This window comes from Nocardioides sp. cx-169, from assembly GCF_021083605.1.
Classification (GTDB): domain Bacteria; phylum Actinomycetota; class Actinomycetes; order Propionibacteriales; family Nocardioidaceae; genus Nocardioides.
The window spans coordinates 290,089-307,219 of sequence record NZ_JAJNRO010000009.1 but is presented as its reverse complement, the minus strand read 5'-3'; the positions used below and the strand labels follow the sequence as shown (position 1 = coordinate 307,219).

The following is a 17,131-nucleotide window of genomic DNA, read 5'->3' as shown; positions in this document are numbered from 1 at the left end:
GGGTTCTCCCTCGGTCGTGCCGGCTCGGGCGCGGCGCCCAGACTAGGGCTGACCGGTGACCCCGGTCGTCCTCATCGCTGACGCGGCCAGGCGAGAGTGTGTGACATCGCACGCTCTCGCGCCGTACGTCGGACGGCGGTGTTCGCTCATCACCGGCACACTGGCGGGGTGCTGCACCGACACCCCTTCCTGAGCCTGCTGACCGGTGGCTACCTGGTCTTCGTCGCCTGGCTCACCCTGACGCCGCAGCCGATCGGCCCCGACGACCAGGATCTGATCATCCGGGCCCTCGAGGCGCTGCACCGGCGCGGCTACGCCGAGTCGATCGACTACAACCGGCTGGAGTTCCTGGCCAACATCGCCCTGTTCGTGCCGATCGGGATGTTCCTGCTGCTCCTGTTCGGCGCCGGGCAGTGGTGGCTGGCCGCCATCGGCGCGTTCCTGCTGACGTCGTTCATCGAGACGGTGCAGCAGCAGATCCCCGGCCGAGTCTCCGACGACCGCGACCTGATCGCCAACACCCTGGGCGGGCTGATCGGGATCGTGGTCGCCCTGGTGCTCACCCTGCCCGCCACGCTCCGGCGGCGCCGCGCACGACGCCGACGCGCCGCCGGGGTCGCGTGACGGGCGGGCGGCTCAGCAGCCCGGCCTGGCCGCGCTCAGCTCGTCGTTGAGCCCGTCGAAGCTGCCGAAGTCCTCGACGGCGCCGGCAGCCACGCAGCGAGTGCTGCCGCCGTAGCCCGGGTCCTCGTAGACGCGCCAGGCGCCGGGCTCGCGGTTCCAGACCGACTTCACGTTGTCGTTGAGGTCGCCGCCGGCGAAGTCGTGGAAGTCCGCCGAGCGCCGGGCGAGCTGGACGCGCCAGCCGCCGCGATCGTCGTCGTCGTACATGCAGAAGTAGCCGACGTCGCAGGTGTCGTCGTAGAACGCCGCCGCGCCGTTGTTGAGATCGTTGACGAAGTGGAAGTACGTCGCGACCGCAGCGCCGCAGCCGTTGGGGTCGCCCTGGTTGTCGCATTGGCGGTCCATGTCGGCGCGGAAGGCGGTGTTGATCCGCAGTCGCATCTGCTCCGAGGGCCGCAGCTGCAGGCCGTTGCCGTAGTTGCGGAAGCCGAAGTCGTGGCGCACGCAGGAGCGCCGGAAGTTGTCGGAGAACGGGTTGGGCGGCCCGCTGCAGCCGTCGTCGGTCCAGTCGAACTGCGTGTCGATGCCCGACTTGGCGGTGTTCTTGACGCGCATGAACTGCGCCAGCGTCATGTCGAACATCAGCGTGTTGGCGCGGGCGCGCAGCTGGGACTGGGTGTACGCCGCGGCGGGGGCCGGGCCGGCTGCCTGGACGGGCGCGGGCGGCCACGCGCCGGCCAGGCAGGTGAGGGCGGCCAGAGTGGTCAGCAGGAGACGCTTCATGGGGGGTCCTTCCGAGACATGACAGGACCGACGCCCCCCGAGCCGAATCCCTTGGGTGTGGTTGGACGCTAGTCCCACGGCCGCCTCGCCCCCGCCATGCCGACGGGCCATTTCCCCTAGTCATTTCGGACTAGCCCGCGCGAATCGGCCCCAGGCCCCGGCCGTCAGCACGTAGCGTCGTGGGCAACGACTTCACGGGGGCGACGACATCATGTGGGACACCGTTCCGAGCAGCACTCACCAGCTCAGCCACGACATGCCGTGCGCTCGGTGCGGGCACGCGAGGCACACCTTCCTCGCGTGCAGCGACTCCTGCGAGTGCGCGCCGCTCGCCGCGCCGCCCGCGCGCGCGCTCGCCCGAGCCTGAACCCTTGAGCCGAGGCCCGGCCGGGGCCGCTCAGGGCTCCAGCAGCACCTTGACGGCGCGACGCTCGTCCATCGCGCGGTAGCCGTCGGCCGCCTGCGCGAGCGGCAGGGTGAGGTCGAAGACCAGCCCGGGCTCCATCCGGCCGGCCAGCACGTGGTCGAGCATCTCGGGGAGGTAGCGCCGCACCGGCGCCATGCCGCCGCGCAGACCAACGTTCTTCTGGAACATCCGGCGCACGGGCAGCTCCACGCCGTGCGGGACGCCGACGAAGCCCACCGTCGCGCCCGGGCGGGCCACGGCGAAGGCAGTGCCCATCGCGTCGTCGGTGCCGACGCACTCCAGCACCGCGTCGGCCCCGATCCCGCTGGTGATCTCCTTGACCTCCGCCGCGCCCTCCCTGCCGCGCGCGGCGACCAGGTGGGTGGCGCCGAAGGCCGTGGCGATCTGCTGGCGCGACTCGTGGCGCGACATGGCGATGACCCTCTCGGCCCCCATGACCGACGCGGCCAGGACGCCGCACAGCCCGACGGCGCCGTCCCCCACGACGACGACCGTGCCGCCCTCGGGGACACCGGCGGCGACGGCCGCGTGCCACCCGGTGGGCATCACGTCGGAGAGCGCCAGCAGGGACGGCACGAGGGCCGGGTCGGGCTCGCCGTCGAGCTTGACCAGGCTGCCCTCCGCCTGGCCGACCAGCGCGTACTCCCCCTGGCCGCTCGTGGTCATGCTCAGGTTGCTGCAGGCCGACTGCACGCCGGCCTCGCAGTGAGCGCAGGTGTTGTCACAGTGGCAGAACGGGACGATGACGAAGTCGCCCGGACGGAAGGACGCCACCTCCGAGCCCACCTCCTCCACCACGCCGATGCACTCGTGGCCGATGGTGGCGCCGGGCGTGATGTCGTTCTCGCCGCGGTAGGGCCACAGGTCCGAGCCGCAGATGCAGCCCGCGGTGACCTTGACGATGGCGTCGGTGGGGCTGGTGAGGACCGGGTCGGGGACCTGCGAGACACGGATGTCACCGGGTCCGTGGATGGTGGTGGCGCGCATGTGTGCCATCCTCGCACTGGCCCGGGCCGGCCCCACGACCCGCCGTCGCGCCGGTGGTTTGCGTTATCTCACATGTGAGTTACCTTGGAAAACATGGCATTGGACTACAAGGGCCGGATCGGTCATCTGATCCGCGACGCACGCAAGCACCGCGGCCTCACCCAGCACCAGCTGGCCGCGCTGCTCAACACGAGCCAGAGCGCGATCAACCGGATCGAGAAGGGCCACCAGAACCTCTCCCTGGAGATGCTGGCCCGCATCGGCGAGGCCCTGGACTCCGAGATCGTGGCGCTCGGCGCCGGACCGACGCACCTGCGCGTGACGGGCCCGACCACCCTGTCGGGCAGCATCGACGTCAAGACCTCGAAGAACGCCGGCGTCGCGCTCCTGTGCGCCACGCTGCTCAACCGTGGCCGCACCACGCTGCGCAAGGTAGCGCGCATCGAGGAGGTGAACCGGCTGCTCGAGGTGCTCAACAGCCTGGGCGTGCAGACCAAGTGGCTCAACGACCAGAACGACCTCGAGATCATCCCGCCCAAGGAGCTCGACCTCGGTCACATCGACGAGGAGGCGGCCCGCCGTACCCGCTCGATCATCATGTTCCTCGGCCCGCTGCTGCACCGCTCCGACGCCTTCGACCTGCCGTACGCCGGCGGCTGCAACCTCGGCACCCGCACCGTCGAGCCGCACATGTCGGCGCTGCGGCCCTTCGGCCTCGAGGTCAAGGCGACCGAGGGCTCGTACCACGCCCAGGTCAACCGCGCCATCGAGCCGGGGCGACCGATCGTCCTCACCGAGCGTGGTGACACCGTCACCGAGAACGCGCTCATGGCCGCCGCGCTGCACCCCGGGACCACGATCATCCGCAACGCCTCGTCCAACTACATGGTCCAGGACCTGTGCTTCTACCTGCAGCGTCTCGGCGTCGAGGTCGAGGGCATCGGCACCACGACCCTCACCGTCACCGGCAAGTCCGTCATCGACGTCGACGTCGACTACTCCCCCAGCGAGGACCCGATCGAGGCGATGTCGCTCCTGGCCGCCGCGATCGTCACGAAGTCGTCGATCACGATCCGCCGCGTCCCGATCGAGTTCCTCGAGATCGAGCTGGCCCTGCTCGAGGAGATGGGGTTCAGCTACGAGCGGACCGAGGAGTACGTCGCGGCCAACGGCGCCACCCGGCTGGTCGACCTCACGACCCGGCCCTCTGAGCTGCACGCCCCGCTCGACAAGATCCACCCGATGCCCTTCCCGGGCCTCAACATCGACAACCTGCCGTTCTTCGCGGTCATCGCGGCCACCGCCGAGGGTCAGACCTACCTGCACGACTGGGTCTACGACAACCGCGCCATCTACCTCACCGACCTCAACAAGCTGGGCGGCCACGTCCAGCTGCTCGACCCGCACCGGGTCATGATCGAGGGCCCGACGCACTGGACCGGTGCCGAGCTCATGTGCCCTCCGGCCCTCCGGCCCGCCGTCGTGGTGCTCCTGGCGATGCTCGCCTCCCGCGGCACCTCTGTCCTGCGCGGCACCTACGTCATCCACCGCGGCTACGAGGACCTCGCCGAGCGCCTCAACCAGCTCGGCGCCTCCATCGACACCTTCCGCGACATCTGAGGCCTCTGCCGCGACGGTCTGCGGTTTGGTCACAAACCGCAGATCCCGGCCGGTCCGGACCGCGGTTTGTGACCAAACCACGTACCTCGGGGCGCGTGACGCCGTGCGGCCGGCTGAGTCGCGGTTTGGTCACAAACCGCAGATCCGAGCCGTCGCAGCCTGCGGTTTGTGACCAAACCACGGGCGCGACGCGCGCACCGACTCAGTCGAACAGCGTCTCGACCCACGCGCGGGCCGGCGGGCGGGAGGAGACGGGCGCCTGCGCCATGTCCGCCGTGATCCGCGGCAGCGGGGCGGTGTGCTGGCCGGCGTGCCGGTGCCAGTCGAGCTCGGACTCGGTCAGGGCGCCGAGGTCGGCACGCGAGAGGAAGACGCCGTGCCCGTCGGGGCACTGGCTCACCTCGCCGTCACCGAGCCCTCGCGACACCATCTCCGCACCGCAGCGAGGACAGCTCAAGGTCTCCATGCTCCGACGGTAGACCTGCGCCGGCATGGGTGGCGGACGCGCGCCGAGATACTGCCAGCTGGTCCCGACACCCACCTCCCCGCGGGGCCGGGGCGGAGCGGTCGGGCTCGGCGTACGGCGTGGCGGGGTCGGTGCGGCACGGGGCGCGGTGGATCGGGGTCGCGGGGTGGATACTGCACCCCGTGACGTCACCGCTGACGGGGTTCGCCTACCTCGACGAGCCTCAGGCGCAGCCGGGGTCCGTGCTGGCGTTCGCGCACCGCGGCGGCGCCTACCACCCGGAGATCGAGGGTCTCGAGAACACGGTCGCGGCCTTCCGGCACGCGGTGCAGCTCGGCTACGAGTACCTCGAGACCGACGTCCACGTCACCAGCGACGGCGTGCTGCTGGCCTTCCACGACGACGTGCTGGACCGGGTCACGGACCGGACCGGCAGCCTGGCGACCTCGACGTACGAGGAGGTACGGCGGGCGCGGGTCGGCGGCCGCGAGCAGGTGCCCACCCTGGAGATGCTCTTCGACGAGTTCCCCTCCGCCCGATTCAACATCGATCTCAAGTCCGACGGGGCGGTCACCGCCCTGGCCGACTTCCTCGCCGCGCGCGACGCCTGGGACCGGGTGCTGGTCGGGTCGTTCAAGGTACGTCGGCTGAGGCGGTTCCGGGCGCTGACCCGAGGTCGGGTCGCGACCTCCGCCCACCCGCTCGAGGTCGCGGCGTACCGGTTGCTGCCCAGCGGCCGCCTGGCGCGACTCCTGACGCGTGGGCGCCTCGCCGCCCTGCAGATCCCGCACCGGCGCGGCCGGCTGGTCGTCGCCACCCGCGGCCTCGTACGCCGAGCCCACGCGGCCGGCCACCACGTCCACGCGTGGACCATCGACGACCCCGAGGAGATGGACGAGCTGCTCGACCGCGGTGTCGACGGCCTGTTCACCGATCGCACCGACGTGCTCAAGACCGTGCTCCAGCGGCGCGGACAATGGAGGGAGACCACATGACGACCCAGCCCAGCGGTGTCGCCGATCTCGGACCGCTCAACAGGGCCCGGGAGCAGAAGGCCTGGTACTTCTACGACTGGGCCAACAGCGCGTTCGCCACCACGGTGGCCGGAGTGCTCTTCGGGCCCTACCTGATCGCGATCGCCGAGGAGGCCGCGGTCGACGACCGCGTCTCGCTGCTGGGCATCTCGGTGGACCCCGGAGCCCTGCCCGCCTACGTCATCACGGCCTCGACGCTCATCTCGGCGATCCTCCTGCCGCTGCTGGGAGCGGTGGCCGACCGCACCTCGCGCAAGAAGGACCTGCTCGCCGGCTTCGCCTGGGCCGGTGCCTTCTTCGCCGCACTGCTCTTCTTCATGACCGGCGACAACTGGCAGTTCGGCGCCATCACCTTCGTCATCGCCAACCTGTGCTTCGGTGCCTCCGCGGTGGTCAACGACTCCATCCTGCCGTTGATCTCCGACGAGTCCGAGCGCGACCGGGTCTCCTCCCGCGGCTGGGCCTACGGCTACGCCGGCGGCGGGCTGCTGCTCGCGCTGAACTTCGTGCTGGTCAGCTTCCACGACACCTTCGGTCTGACCGAGGGCATGGCCGTCCGGATCTCGCTGCTCTCGGCCGCCGTGTGGTGGGCGGCGTTCACATTCATCCCGTGGCGAGGTCTGCGCAACCACCCGCCCGCCGATGTCGAGCATGTCGAGGGCGGCGTCCTGCAGCGCAGCTTCGGGCAGCTCTGGCTCACGCTCAAGGACATGCGCAACTACCCCGTCGCGCTCACGTTCCTGTTGGCCTACCTGTTCTTCAACGACGGCATCCAGACGGTCATCAGCCAGGCCTCCGTCTACGGCGTGGAGGAGCTCGGCTTCGAGCAGGGGACGATGCTCGGGGTCTACCTGCTCGTGCAGTTCGTCGCGGTCGGCGGGGCGCTGCTGTTCGGTCGCATCGCCGCCACGAGAGGTGCGAAGAACACGATCCTGGGCGGCCTGGTGATCTGGATGCTGATCGTCACCGCCGGCCTGGTGATGCCGGATGAGTCCCTCCTCCCGCTCCTGGGCCTCGGGGCGGCCATCGGCCTGGTGCTCGGCGGGACCCAGGCGCTGGCGCGCTCGTACTTCTCGCTGCTGATCCCCCGGGGCAAGGAGGCGGAGTACTTCAGCTTCTACCACGCCATGGAGCGGGGTACGTCATGGTTCGGCACGCTCGTCTTCGGGCTCGTCTACACGTTCACCGGCTCCTACCGACCCGCCATCTTCGCCCTCATCCTGTTCTTCATCGTCGGCGGGCTACTGCTGATGCGTGTCGACACCGCGCGCGGCATCCGGGAGGCCGGCAACGACCTCCCGGGCGTCTACTGACGTCGCCTCGGCGGCGTGAGGGATCGCGCATCGATCTTTGCGACGAACCCGTGATTGCCGGAATCTTTGAGCGGCTCGCTAACGTTGAACGAGTACGGGGGTCCCAGCTCCCATCGGTCCAGACCGGTTTTGGTCAGGTGCCGATCGGGGTACTGCTCCCCTGACTGAATCCCACGGGGAAACACTAGTTTGGAGGTGCCTCAATGGCGGAGCGCACATTGCGTGGCGCACGGCTCGGAGGCCAGAGCTTCGAGGACGAGCGCGGGATCGAGTTCGCGGCCCGGCAGCAGGTGGGCTACCGCTGCCCGCAGGGCCACACGTTCGAGATCACGATGTCGGTCGAGGCGGACGTCCCGGCGATCTGGGAGTGCCCGCGCTGCGGTGCCGAGGGGCTCAGCACCGACGGAATCGAGAAGGTGGAGAAGGCCGAGAAGCCGGCGCGCACCCACTGGGACATGCTCCTGGAGCGGCGCTCGGAGAAGGAGCTCGAGGACATCCTCAAGGAGCGCCTCGACCTGCTCCGAGGTGGCGAGATCGGCCCCGCCCACCTGCACCGCGCCAACGCGAAGAAGCGCAAGGCCACGGCCTGAGCGCACCCGCACCACCACGCCCCGATCCGGTCTCGCCGGGTCGGGGCGTTCTCGTTGTCCCGGAAGGCGGAGCCGCTCAGCGCGGGGGTGGATCGATGACGTCGCCCTGGACGACGTCACCCGGACCGCCGGAACCGCCCGGGCCGCCGCCCGCGCTCCCCGGGCCTCGCGGAGCGGTGCCACCCGGCGGACGGCGCGTGGAGACGACCAAGACCCGCCGGGCGACGAACGCCGTCAGCAGGCGCCGGAAGACCGGCCTGGTGACGGGCAGGATCAGCAGGATGCCGAACGCGTCGGTGACGAATCCCGGGCTGAGCATCAGCGTGCCGCCGATGAGGATCAGCGCCCCGTCCGCCAGCTCCCGGGTGGGCATCGTGCCGGTGCCGATGGCGCCGTTGAGCGCACGCCAGGCCCGCGCTCCCTCGCGCCGGATCAGCCAGCCGCCGAGGATGCTGGCGGCCACTAACAGCAGGATCGTCCACCAGGCTCCGATCACCTGACCCACCTGGATCAGCACGTAGAGCTCCAGGAGCGGGACGACGACCAGGGCCAGCACCAGCACCCAGCCCAGGCGGCTGCGTCGGGGGCTCATCGCGGCGCCCCTCCGCGCCGCCGCACCGCGTGGCGTACCTGCTGGGCGCGCTCGTCCAAACCCCACCGGGTGATGCGCACGAGCGACTCCCGCGCGACCTCCGGGGTCATCTTGGAGTCGCCGCGCACCCGCTCCACGAACTCGATCGGCACCTCGCGCACCGTCAGTCCCGCGTGCAGGGTCCGGAACACCAGGTCGGTCTGGAAGACGTAGCCGGTCGAGCGGACCTGGCCGAGGTCGATCTTCTCCAGGGCGCTGCTGCGGAAGAGCCGGAAGCCGGAGGTCGCGTCGTGTACGTCGATCCCGAGCAGCACGCGCACGTAGAGGTTGCCGCCGCGAGACAGGGCCTGGCGCGAGCGTGGCCAGTTGACCACCGAGCCGCCGGGGATCCACCGGGACCCGATCACCAGGTCCGCCCCGACGATCGCGTCCAGGAGCCTGCCGAGCTCCTCGGGCTGGTGGGAGCCGTCGGCGTCCATCTCCCCGATGACGTCGTAGCCCTCCTGCAGTGCCCAGCGGAACCCCTCGACGTACGCCGCGCCGAGCCCCGCCTTCGCCCGGCGGTGCAGCACCCGCACCTGGGGGTCCTCGGCGGCGAGTTCGTCGGCGAGGGCGCCGGTCCCGTCGGGGGACGCGTCGTCCACCACGAGGATGTCGACCGCCGGCTGAGCACGGCGCAGCCGCTGCACGATCCAGGGCAGGTTGGCCGCCTCGTTGTACGTGGGCACGACCATCACCACGCGCCCGACGTCGGCGATGCTCATGTCAGTACCTCGTCACGCGCGGGCTCGGCCGGTGCCGGCTCGTGGCCCCCGGTCCTGGGCCTCCGACGATACGCGAGGGCACCCAGCACCAGCACCGCCGCGGTGGCCACCGCGCTGCCCCGACCGATCCACGGTGCGAGACGGACGCCGGGCGTCACCCCGCCCCTCAGCGCGACCTCCTCGACGAGTACCGCGCGGGTGCGGGGATCGGCGGTCGCCACGACCTCGCCGTCGGGCGAGATGACCCCGGAGATGCCGTTGGTCGAGGCGACCACCAGCCACTTGCCGGTCTCGACCGCGCGCAGCCGGGTCATCGCGAACTGCTGGTCGATCTGATCGGTGAAGATGAAGCTGGCGTTGCTGGTCTGCACGGTCAGGAGCTCGGCTCCCCGCGTGACCTGGTCGTAGATGCCGTCGTCGTAGGCGATGTCGAAGCAGATCGAGTCGGCGATCTCCACGCCGGCGACCCGCAGCGGGGTCTGTCGGGTTCCGCTGAGCATGTCGCGCGGGATGAGCGCGAGCTTGCCGAAGGTGCCCGAGAGGTACTTGCGGAACGGGATGTACTCGCCGTACGGCACCGGGTGGCGCTTGGTGTAGCGCTCCCCCGCGCCGGTCACGGGGTCCCACACGATGCCCTGGTTGAGGACGTGGTCGGGCCCGGAGTCGACGATCCCGCCCACGAGCACCGGCACTCCGATCGCCGCCACGGCCTCCCGGATCCCGGCATTGACGCTCGGGTCGGTGAACGGGTCGCTCGCCGTGGAGTTCTCCGGCCAGAGCACGAAGTCGGGGCGCGGCGCGGTGCCAGCCTCCACCTCGGCCGCGAGGTCCACCGTGGCATCGACGTGGTTGCGGGTGACCTGCTCGGCGTCGTAGAGGATGTCGTTGCCCGGGCCGGGCACGTCTCCTTGCACTGCGGCCACCGTCACTGTGCCGGTCTCCTCCAGGGAGTACGGCATCAGGGCCGGCAGCAGCGTGAGGGCTAGCAGACCGACCGCGACCCCGGCGGCGACGAGACGCTGACGAGCACTGGCCACCACCACCCACGCCAGCAGGCTCCCGAGGCCGGCGAGCAGCAGGCTGACGCCGACGGCGCCCACGTAGGCCAGGGCGGGCGCCACCGGCGTGTCGACGACCGCGAAGGAGAGCCGACCCCACGGCATCCCGCTGAACGGCCAGCCGCTGCGCACGACCTCCATCGTCACCCACGCCGTGGCCGTCCACAGCGGCCACAGCCGGCGGCGGTGGAGGGCGGCGGTCACCGAGCCGAGGAGGCCGTAGAACGCCGCCTCGATGCCGGCCAGGGCGCCCCAGGCGTCGACCCCGACCGAGTCGCGCATCCACCAGATGTGGGTGAAGTAGAAAGCGACGCCGAAGGCCAGTCCGGGCACCCAGCCCGAGCGGGCCCGCAGCCCGCGGGTGCTGAGGACGAACCCGGCCACCGCCACGGGGAGCACGACTGGCCAGGCCACGGGCTCGAACGCTGCGGAGAGCAGCAGGCCGGCGGCCAGCGCGAGAAGGATCCGCTGCAGCACACCATGAAAACTACCGGGTGCCGTCGACCGGCCACGATCCGCAGGTCCGGGAGGGCCCCAGGCCCCGTCGGCCATCCCGGGTCACGACAGGCTGCCGAGGTCGGGAAGTTGTCTAGGGGGCAAGGGGCCCTTCCGGGTCCGCTCTCGTGAGGGCGGACCGACCTCCGCGAACCACGTCGGACAGGTGAGTGGCGCCTTCACCCTCCGACCCGGCCACTCGGACGTCGGTACGCCGGCCACGATCTGCGTGAGCGGACGGCCCGACCTTCGTCCCCAGGCCCGGGACTGTCAACTGGCTGTTGACCTGCGCAAACGCGTGAAAGCGCAGGTCAGGACCGCGACTCGCTCGAGGAAAATTATTGGCAAATTCCCGGCCGTCGCGGCGTGTCGCCCGGCGGCACGCCGGACCGGATCGGGCCGCGCCCGTGACTCAGGGGACGACCACGGTGCCCGTGGCGGTGGTCGCGAGTACCGGGGGTTCCAGCAGGGCCGCGGCGCCGGGGCGATCGGGGGTGGCCGCGCCGCGGGCTACGACGAGGACGGCGAACTCCATCACCCGCGATCGGGTCCCCGCACCGACGAGCTCGCAGGTCACCTCGAGCACGTCGCCGGCGCGCACCGGCGCTCGGAACTGCACGTCGGAGTAGGAGGCGAACAGGCCCTCGTCGCCGTCGGTGCGGATGCACATCTCGGTGGCGACGTCGCCGAAGAGCCCCAGGCTGTAGCTCCCGTCGACGAGGTTGCCGGCGTAGTGCGCGTGCGCGTAGGGCACGTAGCGCCGGTGCACCACCCGGGTGCCGACGAGCCCGTCGTGGGGACCGGTCATCAGGAGGCCTTCCTCTGCGTGAGCTGGTGGACGAGGTACGACGCCACCTCGCCGGGCGTCGTTCCGCGGCCGAACACCCGGTCGACGCCGAGCTCCCCGGCCATCGCCTCGTCGAAGCGCGGGCCGCCCACGATCAGCAGCGGCCGCCGGTCCGAGGGGTAGGACTCCCGGAACGCCGCGGACATCTCGCGGGTGTTGAGCAGGTGCGCGTCGCGCTGGGTGACGACCTGGGAGACCAGGACGGCGTCGGCCCGCTCGGCCCGGGCGCGCTCGACCAGCTGCGGCACGGAGACCTGGGCGCCGAGGTTGAGCACCCTCAGCTCCCGGTAGTACTCCAGGCCCTTCTCACCGGCGAAGCCCTTGATGTTGAGGATCGCGTCGATGCCCACCGTGTGGGCGTCGGTGCCGATGCAGGCCCCGACGACGGTGAGGCGGCGCCGGAGCGCACGCTTGATCGCCGCGTTGGCCTCCTTGGGGGTGAGCAGCGGGTAGTCCCGCTCCACCACCACGACCTGGCTGGTGTCGACGAGGTGGTTGACCCGCCCGTAGACGACGAAGAACGTGAAGTCCGGCCCCATCGGCTTGGCGTGCACGACGAGCGCGGGGTCCATGCCCATCTTCTGGGCCAGCTGCGCCGCGGCGCCCTCGGCCACCTTGGAGTGGGCGAGCGGGAGGGTGAAGCTGAGCTGCACCATCCCGTCGCCGGTCGTGTCGCCGTACGGGCGCACGAGGTGCGGGGTCTGCTCGCTCACGCTTCCTCCAGGATCTCGGATGCGGGGTTGTAGTAGCCGCCCGACTTCGGCGCCACGCCGTCCAGCCCTCGCCCGGCGTCGGCGGGGCGCTTCATGAGCCCGAACGTGCCGTCGGCGATCGCGTCCAGGAGCCCGTGGTCGTGCTCGAGGATGCGGTCCATCAGCTCGATCGACTCCCCCAGGACCTGGCGCGCGCGCTGCACGATGAAGCCGTCGGGCTCGGGACGGAAGTCGCGGTGGAGCTCGCCGGCGGCGTTCATCACGTAGCGGACGTTCTGCAGGGCCAGATCGCGGTCGGAGAGCCAAGGGGTGACCACGGCCTCGGTCATCATGCCGACCAGCAGGATGCCCTGACCGGTCAGCGCGCCCACCAGGTTGAAGAACCCGTCGAGCAGGTAGCCGCGGAACACGTCGCCGGTCATGTGGCGCGTCGGCGGCATCCACTTCAGCGGCGCGTCGGGGAACAGCTCCCGTGCGAGCAGCGCGTGGGCCAGCTCCATGCGGAAGGAGTCGGGGGTCTCCGGGTCGATCTCGAAGGCGTGGCCCAGCCCCAGCTGCCAGTCCTCGAGACCGGCCTCCTTGGCGAAGTACTCGTTGAGCAGCTGGCTGGTCGTGACCGTGTGCGCGGCCTCGACCGCGTCGGCGGTGGTGAGGTAGTTGTCCTCGCCGGTGTTGATGATGATGCCGGCGCGCGCGTGGACCTGGCGGCTGAAGCGCTGGTCGACGAAGGTGCGCACCGGGTTGATGTCGCGAAACAGGATCCCGTACATCGAGTCGTTGAGCATCATGTCGAGCCGCTCCATGCCGGCCAGCGCCGCGATCTCGGGCATGCACAGGCCCGAGGCGTAGTTGGTCAGCCGGATGTAGCGCCCGAGCTCCTTGCCGGACTCGTCGAGCGCGGCGCGCATCAGGCGGAAGTTCTCCTGGGTCGCGTAGGTGCCGGCGAAGCCCTCGCGGGTCGCACCCTCGGGCACGTAGTCGAGCAGGCTCTGCCCGGTCGAGCGGATCACCGCGATGACGTCGGCGCCCTCGCGGGCGGCCTGCTGGGCCTGCGGGATGTCCTCGTAGATGTCCCCGGTCGCCACGATCAGGTAGATCCACGGCGTGCGTGGCGCGTCGCCCTGGCGTCGGATCATCCGCTCCCGCTCCGCCCGACGCTGGTCGATCCGCTTGATGCCGCGCGCGACCTGGCGCCGGCTCGCCGTACGCGCGCGCTGGGCGTCCTTGCCCTCGGGGAGGCGGAAGGTGACCGACCCGACCGACGCCTTCTGCGCCAGCGTGGGGAGGTCGTCGGCCTCGCCACGGACCAGCGCGTCCCAGACGGGCAGGGCGACGCCGTGCTCCAGCCCGGTGTCGGCGCGCACGACGTCCATGAGCCGGTTGACCCAGGGGGTGCCCTCGGCGTCGGCCCCCTCGAGCCCGGCCAGCCTCAGCGTGGCGCGCTCGACGGCGACGGTCGTGTGCTTCTTGGCGGTGGTGACGATCGGCCGCCCGACCTTGCGGGCCAGCGACCGGGCCTGTCGGACGGTGGCGGGATCCAGGTCGAGCTTGCCGCGAGGCCGGGGGCTCATCCGAGCCTGCTCTCGAAGAGGGCGCGTACGCCGTCGTGCTCGCGCAGCAGCTGCAGGGCGTAGGCGGCGTGGCCGGGCACGTAGCCGTTGCCGACGAGCATGGTCACGTCGGCAGCCAGGCCCTCGGCGCCGAGCGCCGCGGCGGAGAAGGAGGTGGCCATGGAGAAGAACACGACCGTGCCCCCCTCGGCGGTGGCGAGGATCGCGCCGCCCTCGCAGCCGGGGACGTCCACGCACACGACCGTGACGTCGGCCGGTCCCCCGGCCTTCTCGACGGCCTCACGCAGCGCGACCGGGTCGCGGGCGTCGGCGACGACGACCTCGTCGGCCAGCCCTGCCGCCCGCAGGCGCTGCGCCTCGGCCTCGTGGGGGACGACGCCGACCAGGTGACGGCCGCCGGCCGCGCGGGCCGCGGCGAGGCTCAGCGACCCGGACTTGCCGCCGCCGCCGATCACGACGACCGTGGCATCGGCGTACCCGGCGACGACCCTCGCGGTCAAGGCCGGTGCCCCGCAGACGTCCATCACCGACAGGCTCAGGGCGGTGGGCAGGTCGTCGGGCAGGACCGCGGCGATGGAGCGCCCGAAGAGGATCGCGTAGCCCTCGCACGGGACCTGCTCGCCGCGGCCGTCCCAGTCGGCCAGGCCGTCCTCGATGACGAGCGGGGTCAGGGTCAGGGAGACGAGCGTGGCGACCCGGTCGCCGACCGCCAGGCCCAGGGGGGAGGCCGGGCCCACCTCCTCGACGACGCCGACGAGCATCCCACCGGAGCCGGTGTCGGGGTTCTGCATCTTGCCGCGGCTCCGCACGATGTCGAGGACGGCGGCGCGGACGGCGTTGCCGTCGCCGGCGTGGGCGCGCTCGAGCTGGCGGTACGACGCGGCGTCGAGGTTGAGCCGCTGGACGCGTACCCGGACCTCGTCGGGCCAGAGCTCACGACGGGTGTCGAGGCGCTGCGCCGCCTGTGGGAGGACGACGACGTCGTCGAGGACCCGGTGCAGGCCGGTCGGGTCGGCGTCACGGACCGTCATTCGGGCTGTCCTCCGTCTTCACTGGGCAACTGCAGGAAATCATCCGGCGCGGCGGTGTGCGAACGGGATGATCTCCACGTAGTCTACGCAGGAGTGTGGCGTGGCCCACCCCGACTCGCCGCCGACGACCCCCGGGAGCACCCATGAGCATCGAGACCGCCATCGACCTGGAGTCGGGCCAGCCCTACCCCTACCAGCGGGTGGAGCTGGTGGAGCCCGACTGGACCCGCTTCCCGGGGTGGCACGAGGTCACCCCGATGGAGTGGGCCTCGGTGCAGTGGCAGCGGGCCCACTGCGTCAAGAACGTCCGCCAGCTGCGCGAGCTCATGGGCGACCTGGTCGACGAGCGGTTCTACGCCGACCTGGAGCGCGACCAGGGCGAGCGCGCGACCATGTCGATGCTGGTGCCGCCGCAGATGATGAACACGATGCTGCCCCACGCCGTGCCGGCCGGCCCGGGATCGCTCACCGAGGAGCTGTACGCCGACCCGGTGCGCCACTACATGATCCCCGTGTTCTCCGACCGCCGTACCGACTGGTCCTCGCACCCGCACGCGACGCGCGACTCGCTGCACGAGCACGACATGTGGGTCGCCGAGGGCCTCACCCACCGCTACCCGACCAAGGTGCTCGCCGAGCTGCTGCCGACGTGCCCGCAGTACTGCGGCCACTGCACCCGCATGGACCTGGTCGGCAACTCCACGCCGGTGATCGAGAAGCTGAAGTTCACGGCCAAGCCGGTGGACCGGCTGGACGCGATGATGGACTACCTGCGGCGTACCCCGTCGGTGCGCGACGTCGTGGTCTCCGGCGGCGACGTGGCCAACATGCCGTGGCCGCGCTTGGAGGACTTCCTCACGCGGCTGCTCGAGATCGACAACATCCGCGACATCCGGCTCGCCACCAAGGCCCTGGTCGGCCTGCCCCAGCACTGGCTGCAGGACGAGGTGCGCGCCGGCGTCGAGCGCGTCGCGGGCCTCGCGCGCTCGCGGGGGGTGTCGATCGCGATCCACACCCACGCCAACCACGCCAACTCGATCACCCCGCTGGTGGCCGAGGCCTCGCGCGCGATGCTCGAGGCCGGGGTGCGCGACGTGCGCAACCAGGGTGTGCTGCTCAACGGCGTCAACGCCGACCCGCACGCGCTGCTCGACCTGTGCTTCCGGTTGCTCGACGGGGCGCAGATCATGCCCTACTACTTCTACATGTGCGACATGATCCCGTACTCGGAGCACTGGCGGGTCTCGGTCGCCGACGCCCAGCGGCTGCAGCACCACATCATGGGCTACCTGCCCGGCTTCGCCACGCCACGGATCGTCTGCGACGTGCCGTTCGTCGGCAAGCGCTGGGTGCACCAGCTGGCGTCGTACGACGAGGTCCGGGGCATCTCGCACTGGACCAAGAACTACCGGACCTCCATCGAGGCCACCCAGGCCGAGGCCCTGTCGCGGACCTACGAGTACTACGACCCCATCCACACCCTTCCCGCCGAGGGCCAGGCCTGGTGGGCCCAGCACGCCGAGCTCGACTCCTCCGCGCTCAAGGCCGCCGAGGTCGCCGAGGCCTCCCGCCGCCTGGCCGCCCTCCAGGCGCACTGAGGCCGGCCGTCCCCGGGCGCTGCCGGGTCGCCGACCCCGCGGTTTGGTCACAAACCGCGCGAACCGGCGAGTAGGACCTGCGGTTTGTGACCAAACCGCGGCCCCCGCCGCGCGGGACTCAGCCGGTGACAGGCCGGTTGTCGTACGGCGTGGACAGCACGATCGTGGTCCGGGTGGAGACGTTGGCGGCCGCGCGGACGCGCGCGAGCAGGTCCTCCAGATCGGCCGGTGTGGGAACCCGGATCTTGAGGATGTAGGACTCCTCCCCCGCGACCGACCAGCAGCACTCGATCTCCGGGATGTCGCGCAGCCGCTCCGGCGAGTCGTCGGGCTGGGAGGGGTCGATCGGCCGGATCGAGATGAACGCCGTCAGCGGCAGGCCGATCTCGTCGTAGTTGATGGTCGCGCCGTAGCCGAGGATCAGTCGGCGCTGCTCCAGCCGTTTGACGCGCTGGTGCACCGCGGACGTCGAGAGACCCGTCGCCTTCCCGAGGTCGGTGAAGGACATCCGCCCGTCGCGGGCCAGGAGTTCGAGGATCTTGCGGTCGGTTGCCTCGAGGTCGGTCGCTGCCACGCGGCACAGACTAGACCCAGCGCCGTGGCAGGATGCGCGACGTG

General features: G+C 71.1%; 17 protein-coding genes. 6 read left to right on the top strand and 11 right to left on the bottom strand.

The features are described from left to right. Positions 1-168 precede the first annotated feature (168 nt). Positions 169-624 carry a VanZ family protein gene (locus LRP67_RS14765; protein WP_231270918.1) on the top strand — a complete coding sequence of 152 codons (456 nt, stop codon included), beginning with the start codon at positions 169-171 and terminating at the stop codon, positions 622-624. Positions 625-636: 12 nt separating this feature from the next. Here the strand turns inward: LRP67_RS14765 and LRP67_RS14760 are convergent, their stop codons facing one another. Both LRP67_RS14760 and LRP67_RS14755 read right to left on the bottom strand, forming a co-directional pair. After that, positions 637-1,407: a phospholipase A2 gene (locus LRP67_RS14760; RefSeq protein WP_231270917.1), complete on the bottom strand. Its 771-nt coding sequence runs from the start codon at positions 1,405-1,407 to the stop codon at positions 637-639. A gap of 397 nt (positions 1,408-1,804) precedes the next feature. Next, positions 1,805-2,821, bottom strand: a complete 1,017-nt coding sequence (locus LRP67_RS14755) for a zinc-dependent alcohol dehydrogenase family protein (RefSeq protein ID WP_231270916.1) — start codon at positions 2,819-2,821, stop codon at positions 1,805-1,807. A 93-nt stretch (positions 2,822-2,914) separates the two neighbouring features. Between LRP67_RS14755 and LRP67_RS14750 the strand changes: the two genes are divergently transcribed. Next, positions 2,915-4,441: a UDP-N-acetylglucosamine 1-carboxyvinyltransferase gene (locus LRP67_RS14750; RefSeq protein WP_231243451.1), complete on the top strand. Its 1,527-nt coding sequence runs from the start codon at positions 2,915-2,917 to the stop codon at positions 4,439-4,441. A 202-nt stretch (positions 4,442-4,643) separates the two neighbouring features. Here LRP67_RS14750 and LRP67_RS14745 read toward each other — a convergent pair whose 3' ends face one another. Beyond that, entirely contained in the window at positions 4,644-4,907 is a 264-nt protein-coding gene (locus LRP67_RS14745; protein ID WP_231270915.1) for a zf-TFIIB domain-containing protein, read from the bottom strand. A gap of 182 nt (positions 4,908-5,089) precedes the next feature. Between LRP67_RS14745 and LRP67_RS14740 the strand changes: the two genes are divergently transcribed. The 3 genes from LRP67_RS14740 to LRP67_RS14730 all read left to right on the top strand — a co-directional run bounded on the left by LRP67_RS14740 (position 5,090) and on the right by LRP67_RS14730 (position 7,844). Next, a complete protein-coding gene (locus LRP67_RS14740) occupies positions 5,090-5,902 on the top strand; it encodes a glycerophosphodiester phosphodiesterase family protein (protein ID WP_231270914.1) in 813 nt (270 codons plus the stop codon). Beyond that, positions 5,899-7,254, top strand: a complete 1,356-nt coding sequence (locus LRP67_RS14735; protein WP_231270913.1) for an MFS transporter — start codon at positions 5,899-5,901, stop codon at positions 7,252-7,254. The genes LRP67_RS14740 and LRP67_RS14735 overlap by 4 nt, the downstream gene beginning before the upstream one ends. 203 nt (positions 7,255-7,457) lie before the next feature. Then, positions 7,458-7,844 carry an RNA polymerase-binding protein RbpA gene (locus LRP67_RS14730; protein ID WP_231243455.1) on the top strand — a complete coding sequence of 129 codons (387 nt, stop codon included), beginning with the start codon at positions 7,458-7,460 and terminating at the stop codon, positions 7,842-7,844. Positions 7,845-7,920: 76 nt separating this feature from the next. Here the strand turns inward: LRP67_RS14730 and LRP67_RS14725 are convergent, their stop codons facing one another. The 7 genes from LRP67_RS14725 to LRP67_RS14695 all read right to left on the bottom strand — a co-directional run bounded on the left by LRP67_RS14725 (position 7,921) and on the right by LRP67_RS14695 (position 14,915). Then, positions 7,921-8,436, bottom strand: coding sequence for an FxsA family protein (locus tag LRP67_RS14725; protein WP_231270912.1), 516 nt, complete (start codon positions 8,434-8,436; stop codon positions 7,921-7,923). Next, positions 8,433-9,200 (bottom strand): polyprenol monophosphomannose synthase, encoded by a 768-nt coding sequence (locus LRP67_RS14720; protein ID WP_231270911.1) that lies wholly within the window; start codon positions 9,198-9,200, stop codon positions 8,433-8,435. The genes LRP67_RS14725 and LRP67_RS14720 overlap by 4 nt, the downstream gene beginning before the upstream one ends. Beyond that, positions 9,197-10,735: an apolipoprotein N-acyltransferase gene (gene lnt, locus LRP67_RS14715; protein WP_231270910.1), complete on the bottom strand. Its 1,539-nt coding sequence runs from the start codon at positions 10,733-10,735 to the stop codon at positions 9,197-9,199. Before lnt ends, LRP67_RS14720 begins: the two co-directional genes overlap by 4 nt. Positions 10,736-11,165: 430 nt before the next feature. Beyond that, complete coding sequence (locus tag LRP67_RS14710; protein WP_231270909.1) at positions 11,166-11,561, bottom strand: hotdog domain-containing protein; 396 nt, start codon at positions 11,559-11,561, stop codon at positions 11,166-11,168. After that, positions 11,561-12,313 (bottom strand): OAM dimerization domain-containing protein, encoded by a 753-nt coding sequence (locus LRP67_RS21920; protein WP_231270908.1) that lies wholly within the window; start codon positions 12,311-12,313, stop codon positions 11,561-11,563. The genes LRP67_RS14710 and LRP67_RS21920 overlap by 1 nt, the downstream gene beginning before the upstream one ends. Further along, complete coding sequence (locus tag LRP67_RS14700; RefSeq protein ID WP_231270907.1) at positions 12,310-13,884, bottom strand: lysine 5,6-aminomutase subunit alpha; 1,575 nt, start codon at positions 13,882-13,884, stop codon at positions 12,310-12,312. The genes LRP67_RS21920 and LRP67_RS14700 overlap by 4 nt, the downstream gene beginning before the upstream one ends. Then, positions 13,881-14,915: an L-erythro-3,5-diaminohexanoate dehydrogenase gene (locus LRP67_RS14695; protein WP_231270906.1), complete on the bottom strand. Its 1,035-nt coding sequence runs from the start codon at positions 14,913-14,915 to the stop codon at positions 13,881-13,883. The genes LRP67_RS14700 and LRP67_RS14695 overlap by 4 nt, the downstream gene beginning before the upstream one ends. Positions 14,916-15,058: 143 nt before the next feature. On the opposite strand from LRP67_RS14695, the gene LRP67_RS14690 reads away from it, so the two are divergent. Next, the gene (locus LRP67_RS14690) at positions 15,059-16,513 is read left to right on the top strand and encodes a KamA family radical SAM protein (protein ID WP_231270905.1); all 1,455 of its coding nucleotides are present in this window, start codon (positions 15,059-15,061) and stop codon (positions 16,511-16,513) included. A 118-nt stretch (positions 16,514-16,631) separates the two neighbouring features. Here LRP67_RS14690 and LRP67_RS14685 read toward each other — a convergent pair whose 3' ends face one another. Further along, positions 16,632-17,087, bottom strand: coding sequence for an Lrp/AsnC family transcriptional regulator (locus tag LRP67_RS14685; protein ID WP_308189758.1), 456 nt, complete (start codon positions 17,085-17,087; stop codon positions 16,632-16,634). Positions 17,088-17,131: the final 44 nt, after the last annotated feature.

Excerpts from the sequence above, each read along its gene's own strand:
- LRP67_RS14760 (WP_231270917.1), bottom strand. The coding sequence starts at position 1,407 with ATGAAGCGTCTCCTGCTGACCACTCTGGCCGCCCTCACCTGCCTGGCC.
- LRP67_RS14755 (WP_231270916.1), bottom strand. The coding sequence starts at position 2,821 with ATGCGCGCCACCACCATCCACGGACCCGGTGACATCCGTGTCTCGCAG.
- LRP67_RS14750 (WP_231243451.1), top strand. The coding sequence starts at position 2,915 with ATGGCATTGGACTACAAGGGCCGGATCGGTCATCTGATCCGCGACGCA.
- LRP67_RS14745 (WP_231270915.1), bottom strand. The coding sequence starts at position 4,907 with ATGGAGACCTTGAGCTGTCCTCGCTGCGGTGCGGAGATGGTGTCGCGA.
- LRP67_RS14735 (WP_231270913.1), top strand. The coding sequence starts at position 5,899 with ATGACGACCCAGCCCAGCGGTGTCGCCGATCTCGGACCGCTCAACAGG.
- LRP67_RS14730 (WP_231243455.1), top strand. The coding sequence starts at position 7,458 with ATGGCGGAGCGCACATTGCGTGGCGCACGGCTCGGAGGCCAGAGCTTC.
- LRP67_RS14725 (WP_231270912.1), bottom strand. The coding sequence starts at position 8,436 with ATGAGCCCCCGACGCAGCCGCCTGGGCTGGGTGCTGGTGCTGGCCCTG.
- LRP67_RS14720 (WP_231270911.1), bottom strand. The coding sequence starts at position 9,200 with ATGAGCATCGCCGACGTCGGGCGCGTGGTGATGGTCGTGCCCACGTAC.
- LRP67_RS14710 (WP_231270909.1), bottom strand. The coding sequence starts at position 11,561 with ATGACCGGTCCCCACGACGGGCTCGTCGGCACCCGGGTGGTGCACCGG.
- LRP67_RS14700 (WP_231270907.1), bottom strand. The coding sequence starts at position 13,884 with ATGAGCCCCCGGCCTCGCGGCAAGCTCGACCTGGATCCCGCCACCGTC.
- LRP67_RS14695 (WP_231270906.1), bottom strand. The coding sequence starts at position 14,915 with ATGACGGTCCGTGACGCCGACCCGACCGGCCTGCACCGGGTCCTCGAC.
- LRP67_RS14690 (WP_231270905.1), top strand. The coding sequence starts at position 15,059 with ATGAGCATCGAGACCGCCATCGACCTGGAGTCGGGCCAGCCCTACCCC.